19 protein-coding genes and 11 tRNA genes are annotated in these 17,016 nt (G+C 31.0%); 4 read left to right on the forward strand and 26 right to left on the reverse strand.

Annotated elements, in window-relative coordinates:
* Nucleotides 1–61: 61 nt before the first annotated feature.
* Together AC0GLR_RS03990 and AC0GLR_RS03995 are read left to right on the forward strand one after the other, a co-directional pair.
* Complete coding sequence (locus AC0GLR_RS03990) at nt 62–607, forward strand: hypothetical protein (RefSeq protein ID WP_495604195.1); 546 nt, start codon at nt 62–64, stop codon at nt 605–607.
* Between the two features lie 110 nt (nt 608–717).
* Entirely contained in the window at nt 718–1,410 is a 693-nt protein-coding gene (locus AC0GLR_RS03995) for a TIR domain-containing protein (protein WP_495604196.1), read from the forward strand.
* Nucleotides 1,411–1,412: 2 nt separating this feature from the next.
* Here the strand turns inward: AC0GLR_RS03995 and AC0GLR_RS04000 are convergent, their stop codons facing one another.
* Both AC0GLR_RS04000 and AC0GLR_RS04005 read right to left on the reverse strand, forming a co-directional pair.
* A complete protein-coding gene (locus AC0GLR_RS04000) occupies nt 1,413–1,820 on the reverse strand; it encodes a hypothetical protein (RefSeq protein WP_495604197.1) in 408 nt (135 codons plus the stop codon).
* 143 nt (nt 1,821–1,963) lie between these two features.
* Nucleotides 1,964–2,134 carry a hypothetical protein gene (locus tag AC0GLR_RS04005; RefSeq protein ID WP_495604198.1) on the reverse strand — a complete coding sequence of 57 codons (171 nt, stop codon included), beginning with the start codon at nt 2,132–2,134 and terminating at the stop codon, nt 1,964–1,966.
* Between the two features lie 123 nt (nt 2,135–2,257).
* On the opposite strand from AC0GLR_RS04005, the gene AC0GLR_RS04010 reads away from it, so the two are divergent.
* Complete coding sequence (locus AC0GLR_RS04010) at nt 2,258–3,373, forward strand: site-specific integrase (RefSeq protein WP_495604199.1); 1,116 nt, start codon at nt 2,258–2,260, stop codon at nt 3,371–3,373.
* Nucleotides 3,374–3,503: 130 nt separating this feature from the next.
* Here the strand turns inward: AC0GLR_RS04010 and AC0GLR_RS04015 are convergent.
* From AC0GLR_RS04015 to AC0GLR_RS04065, 11 genes are all read right to left on the reverse strand, one after another.
* Nucleotides 3,504–3,588, reverse strand: a tRNA-Leu gene (locus AC0GLR_RS04015).
* 24 nt (nt 3,589–3,612) lie between these two features.
* Nucleotides 3,613–3,683: transfer RNA gene (locus AC0GLR_RS04020), tRNA-Cys, on the reverse strand.
* Nucleotides 3,684–3,736: 53 nt separating this feature from the next.
* Nucleotides 3,737–3,809: transfer RNA gene (locus AC0GLR_RS04025), tRNA-His, on the reverse strand.
* Nucleotides 3,810–3,825: 16 nt separating this feature from the next.
* Nucleotides 3,826–3,896, reverse strand: a tRNA-Trp gene (locus AC0GLR_RS04030).
* Nucleotides 3,897–3,902: 6 nt separating this feature from the next.
* A tRNA-Tyr gene (locus AC0GLR_RS04035) sits at nt 3,903–3,985 on the reverse strand.
* A gap of 5 nt (nt 3,986–3,990) precedes the next feature.
* Nucleotides 3,991–4,063: transfer RNA gene (locus tag AC0GLR_RS04040), tRNA-Phe, on the reverse strand.
* Between the two features lie 59 nt (nt 4,064–4,122).
* Nucleotides 4,123–4,196 (reverse strand) — tRNA-Asp (locus tag AC0GLR_RS04045).
* A gap of 8 nt (nt 4,197–4,204) precedes the next feature.
* Nucleotides 4,205–4,277, reverse strand: a tRNA-Val gene (locus AC0GLR_RS04050).
* Between the two features lie 4 nt (nt 4,278–4,281).
* Nucleotides 4,282–4,354, reverse strand: a tRNA-Glu gene (locus AC0GLR_RS04055).
* 16 nt (nt 4,355–4,370) lie between these two features.
* Nucleotides 4,371–4,462, reverse strand: a tRNA-Ser gene (locus AC0GLR_RS04060).
* Nucleotides 4,463–4,468: 6 nt separating this feature from the next.
* Nucleotides 4,469–4,541, reverse strand: a tRNA-Asn gene (locus tag AC0GLR_RS04065).
* 219 nt (nt 4,542–4,760) lie between these two features.
* On the opposite strand from AC0GLR_RS04065, the gene AC0GLR_RS04070 reads away from it, so the two are divergent.
* Nucleotides 4,761–5,414, forward strand: a complete 654-nt coding sequence (locus AC0GLR_RS04070) for a VTT domain-containing protein (RefSeq protein WP_495604200.1) — start codon at nt 4,761–4,763, stop codon at nt 5,412–5,414.
* Here AC0GLR_RS04070 and AC0GLR_RS04075 read toward each other — a convergent pair.
* The 13 genes from AC0GLR_RS04075 to AC0GLR_RS04135 all read right to left on the reverse strand — a co-directional run bounded on the left by AC0GLR_RS04075 (nt 5,411) and on the right by AC0GLR_RS04135 (nt 16,953).
* Nucleotides 5,411–6,055 (reverse strand): TIGR01906 family membrane protein, encoded by a 645-nt coding sequence (locus tag AC0GLR_RS04075; RefSeq protein WP_495604201.1) that lies wholly within the window; start codon nt 6,053–6,055, stop codon nt 5,411–5,413. The genes AC0GLR_RS04070 and AC0GLR_RS04075 overlap by 4 nt on opposite strands.
* Nucleotides 6,039–6,818, reverse strand: coding sequence for a TIGR01457 family HAD-type hydrolase (locus AC0GLR_RS04080; protein ID WP_495604202.1), 780 nt, complete (start codon nt 6,816–6,818; stop codon nt 6,039–6,041). The genes AC0GLR_RS04075 and AC0GLR_RS04080 overlap by 17 nt, the downstream gene beginning before the upstream one ends.
* Before the next feature lie 5 nt (nt 6,819–6,823).
* Nucleotides 6,824–7,348, reverse strand: coding sequence for a YutD family protein (locus tag AC0GLR_RS04085; RefSeq protein ID WP_495604203.1), 525 nt, complete (start codon nt 7,346–7,348; stop codon nt 6,824–6,826).
* Between the two features lie 10 nt (nt 7,349–7,358).
* Nucleotides 7,359–8,735, reverse strand: a complete 1,377-nt coding sequence (locus AC0GLR_RS04090; protein WP_495604204.1) for a bifunctional metallophosphatase/5'-nucleotidase — start codon at nt 8,733–8,735, stop codon at nt 7,359–7,361.
* A 99-nt stretch (nt 8,736–8,834) separates the two neighbouring features.
* Nucleotides 8,835–10,214 carry an amino acid permease gene (locus AC0GLR_RS04095; RefSeq protein ID WP_495604205.1) on the reverse strand — a complete coding sequence of 460 codons (1,380 nt, stop codon included), beginning with the start codon at nt 10,212–10,214 and terminating at the stop codon, nt 8,835–8,837.
* Between the two features lie 186 nt (nt 10,215–10,400).
* Entirely contained in the window at nt 10,401–11,600 is a 1,200-nt protein-coding gene (locus AC0GLR_RS04100; protein ID WP_495604206.1) for an acetate/propionate family kinase, read from the reverse strand.
* Between the two features lie 23 nt (nt 11,601–11,623).
* Nucleotides 11,624–12,643 carry a class I SAM-dependent methyltransferase gene (locus AC0GLR_RS04105; RefSeq protein WP_495604207.1) on the reverse strand — a complete coding sequence of 340 codons (1,020 nt, stop codon included), beginning with the start codon at nt 12,641–12,643 and terminating at the stop codon, nt 11,624–11,626.
* A 217-nt stretch (nt 12,644–12,860) separates the two neighbouring features.
* Nucleotides 12,861–13,307 carry a competence type IV pilus minor pilin ComGF gene (locus tag AC0GLR_RS04110; RefSeq protein WP_495604208.1) on the reverse strand — a complete coding sequence of 149 codons (447 nt, stop codon included), beginning with the start codon at nt 13,305–13,307 and terminating at the stop codon, nt 12,861–12,863.
* 143 nt (nt 13,308–13,450) lie between these two features.
* Nucleotides 13,451–13,927, reverse strand: a complete 477-nt coding sequence (locus AC0GLR_RS04115; RefSeq protein WP_495604209.1) for a hypothetical protein — start codon at nt 13,925–13,927, stop codon at nt 13,451–13,453.
* Nucleotides 13,884–14,180, reverse strand: a complete 297-nt coding sequence (comGC, locus tag AC0GLR_RS04120) for a competence type IV pilus major pilin ComGC (RefSeq protein ID WP_495604210.1) — start codon at nt 14,178–14,180, stop codon at nt 13,884–13,886. Before comGC ends, AC0GLR_RS04115 begins: the two co-directional genes overlap by 44 nt.
* The gene (locus AC0GLR_RS04125; protein ID WP_495604211.1) at nt 14,180–15,199 is read right to left on the reverse strand and encodes a type II secretion system F family protein; all 1,020 of its coding nucleotides are present in this window, start codon (nt 15,197–15,199) and stop codon (nt 14,180–14,182) included. Before AC0GLR_RS04125 ends, comGC begins: the two co-directional genes overlap by 1 nt.
* On the reverse strand, nt 15,168–16,136 hold the full coding sequence (comGA, locus tag AC0GLR_RS04130) for a competence type IV pilus ATPase ComGA (RefSeq protein WP_495604212.1): 969 nt from the start codon (nt 16,134–16,136) through the stop codon (nt 15,168–15,170). The genes AC0GLR_RS04125 and comGA overlap by 32 nt, the downstream gene beginning before the upstream one ends.
* A gap of 79 nt (nt 16,137–16,215) precedes the next feature.
* Complete coding sequence (locus AC0GLR_RS04135) at nt 16,216–16,953, reverse strand: YebC/PmpR family DNA-binding transcriptional regulator (RefSeq protein WP_495604213.1); 738 nt, start codon at nt 16,951–16,953, stop codon at nt 16,216–16,218.
* Nucleotides 16,954–17,016: the final 63 nt, after the last annotated feature.

Here is a 17,016-nt window from a genome sequence, read left to right on the forward strand (position 1 = left end):
TTCTTAGGGTTTTGCAATAAATTAAAAAAGCATGCAAATGCAGACTTGAAAGGAATTTATAATGAATATCCAATGGGCAGATTTTATTAAAACAATATTAACTTTAATTCCCTTGTCTGTAATAGCGTCTTGGGTTTCAAAACATGGAAAATTTTCAGCAACAGTAACTAAGCCAAAGACTTATTACAATCATTTTAAAAAATATGATTTAGGTGGCAAAATATTTTATTGGTTCTTCGGAGGTTTATTTTGGATTTTTGGCGGTTATTTTGCCTATTGTATGCTTTGGTTTTTAAGTAAAAATCAAAATATAGGATATTTAATCTCGGCTCTGGCCTTTATGTTATTTATTATTTTAGGCGTATTCATGTTTATAAAACCTCGTGAATATAAAACTTTTACAACCTTTGTTTTAAATGGGAATAAATACTTTATCATTGGGAATCGCGACATTGATGACTTTTATCTTTACCAAACTGCAATTCAATTATATAAAACTGAGTTACCAAAAGATTTTGAAAAAATAAAAAAAGATAAAGTATCTAAATTATCAAGTGAGCGGGTAAGCTTAAAATCATTAAAAAAATATATTGATGAAAACAAATAGTTTATATCATTCCCTACTCGGTAGCACGAAGTTGGTTCGACTCCAACTTTAGGGTTTTAAACAAAATAAAAAAGCATCCGCTACAACGGATACTTTAAAAGGAGGATATTATGGGATATAGTGTTTTTGTTTCTTATAAATATAAGGATTCAAATGTTAGAAAATTGAGTGGTTATGAGAAGGAATATGGTCAAACAACGGCTAGAAGTTATGTTGATTACTTAATAGATCAAAAACTAAGTGGAGATGATGTATATAAAGGGGAAAAAGATGGCGAAAGTCTTGAACAATTTAAAGACTCAACAATTTCTACCCACCTTAAAGAAAAAATAAAAAGAACAACTGTAACTATAGTTCTAATTTCTCCTAATATGAAGGAATCTGAATTTCTAAAAAAGGAAGAAAACCAATGGATACCTTGGGAAATATCTTATTCATTAAGAAAATCCGAAGGAAATACAATGAACGCATTACTATCTTTAGTTTTACCAGATCAAAACGGTTCGTATGATTATTTTGTTGAAAAAAAGTCTACGTATTTCAAAGGAAATAAAGAAAATGTTTCTTCCATAAAAACCGGAGACTTATTTAATATAATTAGAGGTAACATGTTTAATGAAAATAATCCAACAATAACAACAGACGATTTAGGTAATGATTATTACCGCGGGAATGAGTCATACATGTCTTATGTTAAATGGGATGATTTTATAAGTAATCCAGATTACTATTTAGATAAGTCTTTAGGCATAAGGGATTCACAGGATAATTATCAAATTCAAAAAAGAATTATTAAAAATTAAAATCATTTGATTAAAAGCCAAATTAACACTATAAAAGCTGCTAATGACAAATAAAATAACCATATACTCCACGAAAATAAAGCTTTCCAAAATGATGATTTCATATTCTTTGGAACCTTCAAACTATAAATCTGGTCAACATTATTATTTTTTATTTTAAAATCATATAAATTTCTAAAATTTTTCTCTAACCTAAGATAATTGGTATCTAAGATACAAAACAAAATAATTGGAATTAGCATAACTAATAATAAATTATAATTAGTCTGAGTTACTCCAAAAATTGCTCCTATTAATCCGATTGTTGTTATTGACCAACCCTTTATATAAAGTGAATTTCTATTCATTCTAGTAATTATATTTTGAATAAAAATCAATGCTTGTTTTAATTTTTCTTCATTATCATTCATTTTTTATACTCCCTATTTAATTTTATATAATATATTTAACACCTTGATCATACATCTAATTTATAGTAAATGATAACAAAACAATGTTTATGATTTGTTTTTACGTCCTCCAAGGAACTATTGATTTGACAGACTTAGGCAGATCATTTCTTAATGTAGTCACTGACTGATTCTTTCAAATTTAATTTTTTATCGAATCTATCTTCAGTTTCAGATAAAAATTTAGTCATGAAATCAGCATTAATTTTCAAAGCAAAAACTGTAATTGCCGTATTAATGACAATTGTTATACACATAGCTAAAATAATAAGCATTTTATCTCTCCTTAATATAATACGAACGTTTGTTCATATTATATCACATAAATAATCAGCCCATTTTATGGACTTTTTATTTTTAAATCTTTTATCGAACATATGTTCAGAAAGGCATAATTTATGGCAAGTTTTACAAAAAGAAATGGAAAGTGGCGAGTTAGACTATCTTTCAAAGATAATGATGGAAATTTTAAAATCAAAAGCAAACAAGGTTTTGACACAAAAAAAGAAGCACAAAGGTTTGCTGCAAAATATGAAGTTGAGCCAAATTCAAATTTAGTAAGTACCCTACCTAAAACTGTACCTACTTATTTTTGGCATTGGTTTGAAACTTATAAAGAAAATACAATCGTTGATAGAACAAAATTACAATATAAACATACATTTAACGTTCTTGATAAATATTTCCATACCCTTTTAATTAAAGATTTAACTCGTGAAAAATATCAAAAATTCCTTGATGATTATGGTAAAGATCATGCAAAAGAAACCATTGTAAAAATTAACGCCCTTTTCCCTGCTTGTATCAAAGATGCCGTATATGACAAAGATCTTGAAAAGGATATTCTACAGCGTACAAATATCGTATACAACAAAGAAAAAACTTGGAAAATTGAATATTTAAATCAAGATGAATTAAAAAAATTAACAAATTATTTAATCAAAACTCGTAACTATCATTACTCTTCAAAATATATGATTTTATTAGCATCATTTACCGGAATGCGCCTTGGAGAAATACAAGGTCTTAAATGGTCCGATATCAATTTTGCTTTTAAAAGCATAAGAATTAGATGTTCCTGGAATTCTTTAGAAAAGAAATATGTACCTACTAAAAATGAAAGTTCCAATCGAACTATTAGAATTAATCAAGAAATGCTTGACCTATTAAAAGAATTAAAAGCTAATAACTCTGATGCGGTGTTTATTAATCAATTTGGTACTATACCTACTTCTAATGCTGTAAATAAAACTCTCAGGAAAGCTTTAGATGATTTAAGTATAAATAGACAAGGTTTCCATTTTCACTCTTTAAGACACACTCACGTAGCCTATTTACTATCACAAAAGATAGATATTTATATCATTAGTAAAAGACTTGGTCATTCAGATGTTGGAACTACTACTCGTGTTTATTCTTATTTAATTGATGAATATCGTGATCGTGCAAATGATGAAATTGAAAACTCGATTAGTAAATTAATTGATACAAAAAGGAAAACTAAAATTAATTAGCTCCCTTTTTTAATGGTCAAAACGGTCAAAAAACGGTCAAAATAATATGAACTCCCACAAACACGAGCAAACAAAAAAGCTCTGTACCAACGTTTTACCGTTTATACAAAGCCTTTAAAATACTTATTTATGCCGAGAGCGGGGGTCGAACCCGCACGATCACAATGATCACTGGATTTTGAGTCCAGCGCGTCTGCCAATTCCGCCATCTCGGCAAAAGTTTGATTGAAGCAATACAAAGGCGGTAGTCGGATTTGAACCGACGATAAAGGTTTTGCAGACCTCTGCCTTACCACTTGGCTATACCGCCAGAACAATATTATTAAAATGCCCTTTTCTTGCAAAAAGCAAGTCAATCAAAAAGGCGGTAGATGGGAATCGAACCCACGCGTGTCGGTACCACAAACCGATGTGTTAACCACTTCACCACTACCGCCATAATATCATAAAAACAGGGATAGTAGGAATCGAACCCACATTAGCGGTTTTGGAGACCGATGTACTACCGTTATACTATATCCCTATAAAATGGAGGGGAGTGGATTCGAACCACCGAACCCGAAGGAGCGGATTTACAGTCCGCCGCGTTTAGCCAGACTTCGCTACCCCTCCATAAATGGCGCGGGACAGAGTCGAACTGCCGACACACGGAGCTTCAATCCGTTGCTCTACCAACTGAGCTACCGAGCCGAACCAATTATGATATTAATAAGTAAATCTATTTAATTATAGTTGCTAAAAAGCAACAACGGTTCGTACGAGACTCGAACTCGTGATCTCCTCCGTGACAGGGAGGCGTCTTAACCGACTGGACCAACGAACCATGAATTATGGAGGATACAGGGATCGAACCTGTGACCTCCTGCTTGTAAGGCAGATGCTCTCCCAGCTGAGCTAATCCTCCAAAGTGACCCGCACGGGATTCGAACCCATGTTACTGCCGTGAAAGGGCAGTGTCTTAAACCACTTGACCAGCGGGTCATATTATTATTTCTTACGGAGAGTGAGGGATTCGAACCCTCGAAACCGGCTTTTACCAGTTTACATCATTTCCAATGGTGCTCCTTCGGCCAACTCGGACAACTCTCCATAATACTCCGACAGGCGGGCTCGAACCGTCGACAACCTGATTAACAGTCAGGTGCTCTACCAACTGAGCTATGTCGGAATAATCTATCTATGTCTCACAAGACAACTATATTAATATAACATGACAAGCAATTTGTGTCAACACAAATTTTTAGAAACATGCCCTGTTCATCAACATAGATAATATTATCAAGAATTAAAGAAACCGTCAACATTTTTATTAAAAAAATCTTATAACATCTTTTAGTCAATTTTTGATAGAATATAGTGTAGCTATTTTTTAAGAACGGAGAAATATATGAGTACATTAATAGATTTTGTTTTACACATCGATAACCATTTGATATCGATTGTTAATACTTTTGGTGATTGGACATATTTAATTTTATTTTTAATTATTTTTGTTGAGACGGGAGCAGTTATTCTTCCCTTCCTTCCTGGAGATTCTTTACTCTTTGCTGCAGCAGCTCTATCAGCAAATTCACAATATCACTTAAATATTTGGGTTTTTGTTATTCTTTTCTTTTGTGCCTCGGCTTTAGGAGATTCAGTTAATTTTTTAATTGGTCGAAAAGTAGGAATGGCAATTACTGAAAATAAATTTTTAAGTAAATTTATTAAGAAAAAAGATTTTGATCATGCACGTGAATTCTTTGATAAATATGGTGCAATTGCAATCTTTTTAGCACGTTTTATGCCAATTGTAAGAACTTTCGCACCTTTCGTTGCTGCCAGTAGCGATTATAGTTATAAAAAATTCGTAAAATATGATTTAACAGCATGTGTCGCCTGGGTTTTATTGTGCTGTGGTGGAGGATACTTCTTTGGAAATATTCCATTTGTACAAGAACACTTCTCATTAGTTGTGTTGTCCATTATTGTAATCTCATTGATTCCTGCCCTAATTGGCATTATAAAAAATAATTTAAATAACAAAAAGAGCAAATCTTAAAGATTTGCTCTTTTCATTTGTCGTTTACCTATTAAATAAAACAAAGTCCAAATTATTATTACAATTAAAAACCAAACTATAAAACAAAGAAAGAAATATTGATCTGGCAAAACATTAATAATCGGATCAGTTTTTGGATTAAAAACCCAATCTTTATTACGAAATAAAATTTCATGAAAATAAATAAATATATCATTAAAATCCACTATGACTATTAAACAGCATATCCCGATAATTAGCCAAGAGATTCTAATAAATTCCATTAAACGCCAAATATTTCGCCTAAAGCTAACATTATACAGCATTACCATTAAAATAATGCTTGTAAGTAATAAAATTGCATTATTTATAACAATCAAAGATTGCACATTTTTAAAATGCAATAAAGCATTGGCTGACAATTGATATTTTTGCAAAAATAATTTATTTGAAAATGGGTTTTGAATGAAAATAATCATTCTATAAAAATTTTTAATCAAAATGGTTTCAGAAACTTGGTATTTAATGTTTAATTTTAACCAAAAAATACTTATCAAATATATCCAACTTGAATTAATTGTAATGAATATAGCAAAGGTAAAACTAAATAAAAGAATTACTCCATAATTAAAAAAATCTTTTAATTTATAATTTCCAATCATCTAAACTATTTATCTCACTTGTTGGTTTGATTTTTTTGTTTTTTATAATCTCTGGTTTTGATACCCCAGAATAAACTAAAAGTGTATCAATTTTAGCATTAATTCCTGCCAAAATATCAGTATCATAATTATCCCCTACCATTACCACATCTTTTGTTGGTAGATTAATCTTCTTAATGGCATTTTCAATAATCAAATTATTGGGTTTACCTACTATAACTGGATCTGTTTTGGTAGCATAACGAACCAAATCAACAATGGAACCAGCACTAGGCAACATCCCTTTTTCACTTGGTATTAAAGAATCGGCATTAGTTCCAATGAAATATGCACCCTTTTGCACTTCCAAAACTGCTGTAGCCAATTTGTGATACGTTACATCATAGTCCAAAGCAACGACAACATAAGCTGGATTATCAGCATATAAATCAAAATTAGCTTTAGTTAAAAGTTCTTTTAAACCATTTTCACCAATTACATAAGCTGTTTGTTTTCTTTTATGCTTTTTGGCATCAACACTAAGGAATTCAGCAGTTGCCTGTCCAGCTGTATACACATTATTGACTGAAACATTAATATTATGATTAACTGCTAGATTTTTAACTACATCGATTGGTTGCTTGGTAGTATTGTTAGTCACAAATAAAAATGGTATCTTATTTTTTTGTAATCTTTCAATAAAACGTTTGGCAGCTGGAATTCTTTTTGATCCTTGATAAATAGTACCATCAAGATCAATCAAATATCCTTTATATTTATTCATAAACATTAATCTCCATTTTTTTGTCGAATTGTGAATTTTCGGCGATGATTAGACTTATACTTATCATAAGTATTTTGATTAGTCTTGGCTTTCCGATGATTTTTATTTTGCTTTTGAGAATGAGAACTGTTTTTATTCTGTTTTTTAGTTTTTTTATTTTCTGGTCGATTAGCAACTTCTAAATTATGTAACACAAAATAATTTGAACCAAAATTTGTATAATCAACTAAGTAATCCGGAATTGCTTCTTTTTTTAAACTTTGATCTACTTGGCGATTATCAGCATAAAAGCCCTTCAAACGTAATTGTCCATATCCCCAATCACCAACAATATAGTCATAATGAGTAAAAATCGGGTTAAATGCATTAGAAAATTCTAAAATGTCAAAAGCATCACGAACATTTTCTTCAAGAACGTACTTATGACCATTAATACTAAATGTATTTTCATTTACTCGTTTAATTTCAGCATATGGTGTTCTTTCTATTTTCCTTTTTTCAATTAAATCTTCAATTTGGCTGTGGTCCATTTCATACTCCTTATAATGGATATTTTTTTGCTAAATATTTAGCAAAAACATTTTCAAGGGTCCCGTTAAAGTAAATTGTATTTTTACCGACAATACTGATAGTTGGGAAAAATGGAATAAAATCATAATGATCAATCAATGCAATTTTATATTTTTTATCCGGCAATACTAATTTATCATGCCAAAAAAGTTGCTGTTTGTCTTGATCATATTTAATTCCATCATAAATTAATAACCCAAAATTTTTCCCACGGAATCCCATCCCCTTCTGCTCAAAGCGAATCAAAAATCCCTTGTTTTTTTCCATTTCTTTTACCATTCTCCACAAATTATATCCCAGGAACTCGGTTTTCATAACGTGAATGTTGTGGGGTAAAATGCTGTGAATTTGACTCATATCAACAATTCCTTTTGGCAAGTCATCTAAAAATAATCCTGTGTTAAGTACTGCAGCATCCGTATTTGTTTCACTCTCAATGGCTTTTAATCCTATTTCAATTAACGGATTATCTTCAAGTAAATTATTTTTTAATTTTTGAGGTAATTTAGCAACTTTTTGACTTGCTAGAAGTTTTCTGCCTTTATCATTCCAAGCTGAAATCATCTCAAAATCAGTATCTTCGGCTTCCATTTCAGAAACTTTAAAGACTTTAGCATCACGATTAGATATTTCAGTCCCGTCTACTTCAAAAGTGATTTGACCAACATAATGACCCCACTTTTCAGCAGCAGTTAATAAAGTTTGTCGAACCATTTCCCCATGTTCTAATAAATGATGAGTATGACCTCCAACAATGATTGAAATTTCAGGAAATTCCTTTGCAATTTTACGATCATAATTAATTCCTAGATGTGACAATAAAATTAAAACATCATAATCACCTTGCCACTTCTTCAAATCAGCAGCAATGGTCGGCATTACTGGAAGAACTTTCCAGTCCATAAATTTAAAAGTTGGATATGGACAAGTTAGTGCCATAAATCGAAGTTTAGTTCCATTTTTTAATTTATAATCTGCAAATGACTTTGCCCAAACTGGTGCTTGACCAGTATCTTCATCAATCACATTATCCAATACAATTTGAAAATTAGCTTGATTATACAAATCATTGAGTTCGGAATGAGAATTTGTCAATGCCTCATTATTACCAATCGTGGCAACATCATAATTTATTTTGTTTAATATTTCAATATTACCTTTACCACTTGTAGCATCAGTCAATGGATTAAACCGATCAATCGCATCACCGTCATCAACTTTAAAAACAGTATATCCCGCTGCTTTTAATTTATCAGTTTGATTTCTCATAAATCTGATAATTTTAGGAACATTTTCGAAATGAGAATGTAAATCATTTGTATGTAAAATAGCCACTTTTGTTTTCAATTTTTTACCTCTTATCCGTTCATTATCTAGATATTTTATATTTTAACATCTAAAAATAAATAAGTCCGAAAAAAGCCAGTGATAATCACTGACTTTTATTTATTCAATTTTTTTACTTCGATAGATTTCAAAACCATAAAGACCAATTAACCAAACAACCGATCCTAATAAAGCTACTAATGTTTGAATTCTAAAAATCAAGATTATACCAACGAAGACTAAAAAGCCCACCGTGAAAAAATCAGAGTATGGAAAAAATGGCATTTTAAATGTTAATGCATTCGTTTGTTCCTTACTTAAAGACTTACGGTATTGATAATGAGTAATAACAATTAATGACCAAATGAATAGGAAACAGGTTGTTGCAACACTAGAAATAAAATCAAATACTCCACTAGGCATGACAATATCTAAAATAACAGATAATCCAATCAACAATGTTGAGAAAAAAATTGCCGCAGTTGGTAAGCCTCGTTTTGACAAAGTGCCCAATCGTTTAGCAAATTTATTTTTACTTCCCTTCGTCAAAGAATACATCATTCTACCCGTCGTAAAAATTGCACTATTACATGATGATGCAGCAGCAGTTAATACAACGAAGTTAACAATCGCAGCGGCAGATTTAATTCCAATTCCTTGAAAAACTTGTACAAATGGACTTGATGATGGAGATACAAAATTCCAAGGATAGATACACATCAGAGCAACCAATGACCCAACATAAAACAAAATGATTCTTACTGGAACATCATTAATACACTTGGGAATAATTTTTTGCGGATCCTTTGTTTCAGAAGCAGTCATTCCAATCATTTCAATTCCAACAAAACTAAAAATTACCATTTGGAATGAAAGAAAGAATCCTTTAAATCCATGTGGGAAAAAGCTGCCATTAGTTAAATTAGAAATCGATGCATAACCAACTGGAGTTTTATAATGAATTGAAACTAAAATAACTCCAGTTAAAATCAATACGATAATAGCAACCACTTTAATAATTGCGAACCAAAATTCAGTTTCTCCAAAGGCTGATACAGTAATTGAATTTAGTAAAAACAAAACTACCAGTAAGAATAAACCAGTAACCCAAATTGGTAAATCTGGGAACCAAAATTGCATATATAATCCAGCAGCAGTAATTTCAGCCATAGCAATGGTTATCCAACACACTAAATATGTCCAACCTGCTACAAATCCTGTTCTAGGCCCTAGATATTTATTAATAAAATCGATAAAAGAAACACATTCAGTATTAGATAACAAAAGCTCTCCTAAAGCTCTCATTAAAAAGAAGCAAGCTAGCCCAGCAATTAAATATGCCAAAATCAAAGACGGTCCCGCTAAATGAATCGATTGCCCAGCACCAAGAAATAACCCTGTACCAATCGTTCCACCTAGAGCAATTAATTGCACATGCCGGCTTTTAAGGCCTCGCTCCATTCCCGATTCACCACTTTTTTCTTTACTCAAAATATTCATTCCCTTCAGCATACTTTTAATTATGATTTAAATTTATTATATACAAAAAAGGTCTCATGAGAAATATTAATCATAATTCAAACGATGAAAAAAATATCTTAAATTTTATTATCCTTTTCAGAATAATATCAAAAGTATTTTATTCATTTAAAATTATAACTTCATTCCTTCTGAGAACCTTTTAGATTATTTATTTTCTTTTGATAATGTTTCTACATCTTCAACAATCATTAATTCTTCGTCAGTAGGTACCAATAAAGTTTTAATCTTAGAACCCTTGGCACTAATATCTCTTACCACTCCACGAACATCATTTTTTTCATCATCTACACCAATTCCAAAATAATGAAGTTGGTCGGTTACTTCTTTACGAACTGTAATACTATTCTCACCCACGCCAGCAGTAAAGACAATGGCATCCGCCCCACCTAACTCTGCAAGATAAGCACCAATGTATCTAACAATTCGGTTAACATAAATTTCACGAGCAACTTTAGCACGGGGATTAGTAGCTTGAGCTGCTTCAACTTCACGCATATCACCAGAAACTCCAGAAATTCCTAACAATCCAGATTTAGTGTTTAGAATATCAATCATTTCATCGATGTCTTTCATTCCTTCTTTTTGCATAATATATGCTAAAAGAGATGGATCAACATCACCAGATCTAGTCGCCATTGTAAGCCCAGTGACTGGAGTGAATCCCATTGAAGTATCAAGAGATTTGCCATGATTAACTGCACATATTGAAGCACCTGCCCCTAAATGCATGATAATCATTTTGAGATCTTCAATTGGTTTCCCTAATAACTTAGCAGTGCGTTGTGAAACATAACGATAACTAATCCCATGAAATCCATATTTTCTAGCAGCGTATTTTTCATAGTATTCATAAGGTAAACTATAGAGATAATTCTTTTTTGGCATAGTAGCATGAAAGGCTGTGTCAAATACTGCAACACTAATAATATCAGGCAAAACTTTTTTAAAGGCTTTAATTCCCAAAACATTAGCTGGTTCATGTAAGGGAGCTAATTCATCTAAACTTTCAATTTTTTTCAATACTTCGGGAGTAATGATAACTGACTTATCAAAATATTCTCCACCAGCCACTACTCGATGGCCAACTCCATTAATTTCTGAATAATCTTTAATAATATCTAAATCAAGTAATTGATCTAATAAAATTTGGATTGCTTGCTCATGATTTTTTACATCGGTAGTTTGTTCAAATTTTTTGCCATCATCATACTTAATTTCAACATGTGAATCAGGAAGCGCAATTCTTTCAATTAAACCTTCCGCTAAAACTTTTTCTTGTGGCATTTCATAAAGTTTAAATTTCAATGTTGAACTACCAGCATTAACCGCAATAATCTTACTCATAATAACTCTCCTTATTTATTAAATCATCTTTTTAATAAATCATTTTCTTCCCAATCAACAATTTCAGCCATGAATTTTTGAAATGCTGTCTCATCTTTAAAAGACGGAAATTCACCCAACATAACTTTATCAGCCTGTTTAGCTTCGTTTCCACGTTTTTGCAAAATCATAATTGCTTTTTGTGCACTATCATTTAAAAATAATTCCTTGGGCAAATTTAAAATTCCTTGTAAATATACATTATCTTGCATCCAAGATAAAAGACCTTTAGCTTCAGGAGTTTGGAATAAATTGCTTGGAACCAAAAATATTCCAAATTCACCATCTTTTAAATAACTAACTGATTGTTCTAAAAGTAAGTGATGAACATAAGAATGTCCATTTTTGGCTTGAGTTTTGTATTTTTTAGTATTTTCATCAATTGGATAATATCCAATGGGCAAATCAGCTACTACTAAATCAACATTTGGAATCATAATTTCATCACCAACACTATCTTGGTGGATTAATTCAATATCTAATCCTTGCATTTGTGCACTAATGCTTGCAATAGAAATCATTGAATCGTCATTATCTACACCGTAACCTTTTACTTCTTCATGAACTTCATCATGAAGCTGATTCATAACAACAGTTAATAAGTTTCCAGAACCAACTACTGGATCAAGAATGCTAACCTTGGTCTTATTTTTATACAATCTAATAATCAAATAACCCATTATGTATGCAATTGTATCCGGAGTGATCTGATGTGTAGATTGAATATTGTCAACCTTAATTGCTTTTATCATTACCATTTGAATTGCTCGACGAATTGAAGGAGCATCCATTTTTTTATAATCAACCGTTTTATATAAATCAACTAGTTCTTTAACAACTTTTTCATTAGGAACACCATCTTCAACACGGACAGTATTATTATCAATCATATTATCAGCAGTTTCAATAAATGCATCCAAATATGAAAGTTCTAATGCCTGCATAAGAACTTTAGTTGACTGATCAAAAACTTGAAATAAAGCAGTTGTGTTTTCCTCAGTCAAAATAATCAACTCCCTTGGTAGTATCTACCTATGAATATAGTACCTAATGTAAGCACCTATTTCAAGATGGACAGTTTATAATTATTTTTATTCCTTCAACTTTTGATAATGTTGAATTCTATTTTCGTTACTCTGAATATTCATATTAGCCATTTGTAAACGATAGACTACAACAACAGAAATAATGGTTAAAAAAATGATAGCAATTATAGTTAAACTACCGTTGCTCTGGAATTTTAATTTTTGCTTCAATTTGTTTTTCTCCTATCATTACTTTTGAAAAAAGCTCATGATTTTTTAAATACCACTGTGCTGAGTTAATATTCATTATTAGTGGCATATAACCACCATTTTCACCACTTAATTTAATCACATTTTTATATTGTCTCAAGTTATAATTTTTATGCTCTTTCAAACTATGTAATTCAACCTTATTATTTTCACATTTAACTACTGTAAACTGAAAATTATCCGACTCTAGAATATCTAAATACTGATAAAATTGTTCTATTTGATTCCGTTGTTGATTATCTTTTCTAATTTGCCAAAATGTAAAACTAATCAAACTAAAGGCAACTGAAATAATTATTAATGAAAAAATGGTTTCTACTAATGAAAAACCATTTCTTTTATTCTTTAAAATTTGACATATACTTACTTTCATATATTTTCCTAGCTCTAATTAAGTTATTTTCACTCTCATGAACATGATAGTTAATCCATCTGCTACTTTCAAAATACATTGAAACCCCTAAACAAACGAATGAAAGACCTACTAGAGAATCTATAAGTGAAAAACCAATTCGGCTATAAACTTTCTTTTTCATTACGATACGTTCCCCAACCTAACTGAAATTTTTGTAGTACACGTTCATTCGTATTACTAGATTCCCAGTACACAGTTTGCGGTTTTACATAGCCCTTATTACTAATATTCATTTCATATCTTTTAACTACGCTCAATCCATGTGGCATTTGCACCGTTTTTCGATATCTTTTGCCGTGATTAAAACTTGTGAATACTACTTCATCACTAGGATAAAAAGCAACATTAATAGAAGTATTTTCATTCTTCGCTAAAACTAAAGACCGATTCCAAGTTTCATCAAAAGTACTCCAAAATAATTTTTCATTAATTTGAAACTGATTAAAAATATGAATTCCAAATATCAATAATAATAAAACTGCAGAAGTAACACAAAGAACAGTAATACTTTCTAAAAATGTAAATCCGTAACGTCTATTTTTGTGATGCCTGATTATCTTGAATAATAATTTTTTCATCATTGGCCTGCTTTGCTTGTTTTTCAGTTAAATAATTACTTGTGACTAATTTATTTAGAGAAATGTTGTTATCACCTGTTTCGTCATGATAGGAATCAATTTGTGTCTGAATTACGGAGACCATTGCAGAACCATGTACAGAATTTGCATGCTTTTTTTGTGTTCCCAAATTAGGAATTATTATCAGAATCAATAATGAAATTATAAATAGTACAACTGTCATCTCAATTAAAGTAAAACCTTTTCGTTTCATTAATAAATTCCTTTCATTGAATCATACATTGGTAACAGCATCTGCAAATACGTTATTACAATCGTCAATCCAATTATTGCGAACGAAAGTGGTTGAATTAATTGAATAATTGCTCCTGAAGACTTTATTAAATTTTGAAAACAAAACTTACCTAAAGCATCTAAATTTTTTGAAAGTTCTGTTTTTACACTTCCATTTGAGAGAAAAACAATCATTTCATTTGAAACAAAACTATATTTTTTGAAAATAACATCAATATTTTCCCCTTTTTGAAGTCCCTCTTGCATATCCAAACCAATTTCATAAAGTAAAGTTTCTTTTTCAAATTCTAAAAATACTGCCACAATTTGCTTCATGTCCAAACCATTTTTTATCATCAAAGATAAATTACTGGAAAGATAATATTCATAATAATTGCTAAATATTTTCCCAAATAACGGAATTTTTACCAACAATTCTGCTTTAACAATCTTTTTTTGTCTACGAAATAAATTAAATTGATATAGGCCAATTAGAATGATTAAGATAATTAATCCAAAAACTAAATAGTTAATCCAATTGTTTCCATCATCTTGTTTAATCAACTCAGAAGTTTGTGGCAAAATAAAAAATTTAATTGCAAAAATAATTATAAATAAGATTCCAAAGAGAAACGAAGGGTAAAGAGTTACTTCCCGAATTCTTTGTTGTTGTTTTAAACGTAACTGAATAAAACGACTTATTTCTCTCATTCCTAGTACAATATCTCCATGTTCATCAGCAATTTTTAATTGTTGATAAATTGCATCTGACAAAAAGAATTTCATTGCCACAGGCAAAGAGTATCCATTGACTAAAGATTGTTTAATACATTGAACAATCTCTCGGTTTTTCTTCGAAACTGTTTCAATAAACATCAATGCTTGTTTCACGGAAAATCCAATTGCAATCAAATCAGAAAGTGATTCAAAAATAAATGCTTGTTGTTTTAAAGTCACTTTGGAATGTTTAACCGTACCAATACTTCTTTTTTGTTTCATTTATAATTTCCCCATTCTGGAAAAGACCTTCTAATTTTTGCTTCCAATCATTCATGTCATCTGTTTTCAAATCAACTGGATTATTATCACAAATTGTAATTAAAGCTTTTATACTGTTACTAGTAGTTGGAATTAATCTTTGATATGAAACTGAAGTGAGCGCACTTTTTAACTGGGTTTTATCAACTCCTAAATCTAATAATCGTTGAATGGTTCCCTTGGGTGTTTTAGCATGAACTGTACTAAATACTAAGTGACCAGACAAGGCAGCTCTAACTGCTATCTTAGCCGTTTGAGAATCTCTAATTTCACCAATGATAAAAACATCTGGACGTTGACGCAGACCAACCTTTAATAAATTGGCATAAGTCATATTTGCTTTATCATTTACCTCTAACTGTAAAAAACGATCTTCACAAATTTCAACTGGATCTTCAATCGCCATTACCACTTCATTTTCATGTAGCGTTCGAGCAATTTTATAAATAGTTGTTGTTTTTCCAGATCCGGTTGGTCCCGAAAATAGCATTAAACCTCGTTTGTTAGCAATATTTAAAAGTTGTTCAACACACTTTTCATTAAAAAATTGACAACCACTTTGTTCATTATCATAAATAATTCTTAGTACCAATGATTCGTGTTGATTAAAATTACCAACGGATGATAGTCTAAAACGCAGCTTTTTCCCCTGATAACTATACATAATTGCTCCAAGCTGAGGTCTTCTTTTTTCAGAAATTGCCATTCCACTACGATATTTACAATAAGTAATTACTCGTTGTGCGGTTTCAAATGACAATTCTGATAATTGAATTACGCCATTTGCAGTATGAATTTTAATCTCATAATTATCACTTTTGGGTAAAAAATAAATATCGGAAGCTTTCTTTTGAATTGCTAAATCAATAATTTCATCAAATAGTTCACTAATTTCCAAAACTTCACATCCTTCATAATTAAATACGAAAAAAGACTCAATCTTTTTCAGATTGAGTCTTTTAAAATATTCTATTTAATTATTTAGCATCTTCAGGAATTACTGCAGCCTCATAAACATCTTGAACATCATCATTGTCTGATAATTCATCAATTAAACCAGAGTATTGTTCGACTTTATCGGCTGGAACTTCAGTAGTATTTTGAGGAAATAATCTAACTTCTGAGTTATCAAGCTTGTACCCAGCATCTTGCAATGCATCTCGAACTGTACTCAAATTAGAAGGATCAGTATAGATTTGATATTCATCAGCAGTTGCTTTCATATCATCTGCACCTGCATCAAGAGCAGCCATTAACATGGTGTCTTCATCATCGTCAGTTTCATCACGTAAAACAACTACATATCCTTTACGATCAAACATATATGAAACTGATCCATTAGTACCTAACGAACCGCCATGATGAGAAAAAGCAGAACGGACAGCAGCAGCAGTACGATTTTTATTATCAGTAAGCGTTGAAACCATAACTGCAGTTCCACCAGGTCCATAACCTTCGTAAGTTACTTCTTCAAACTTAGCTCCACCAACACCAGAAGCTTTATCTAAAGCACGTTGAACATTATCCTTAGGCATATTAGCTGCACGTGCCTTTTCTAGTTCAAGTCTTAATTGAGGATTTCCAGATGGATCAACTCCACCAGCCTTAGCAACTTGATATAAGTTACGTGAAATTTTTTGGAAAATCTTACCTCTTTTAGCATCTTGAGCGTTTTTACGACCCTGAATATTATGCCATTTTGAATGTCCTGACATGATTCAGCACTCCTCTCTCTAACAGAAATTAACACTTTTAATTATACCAACAAAGCTGTTCTT

The organism is Fructilactobacillus sp. YLN 2412 (assembly GCF_059488745.1).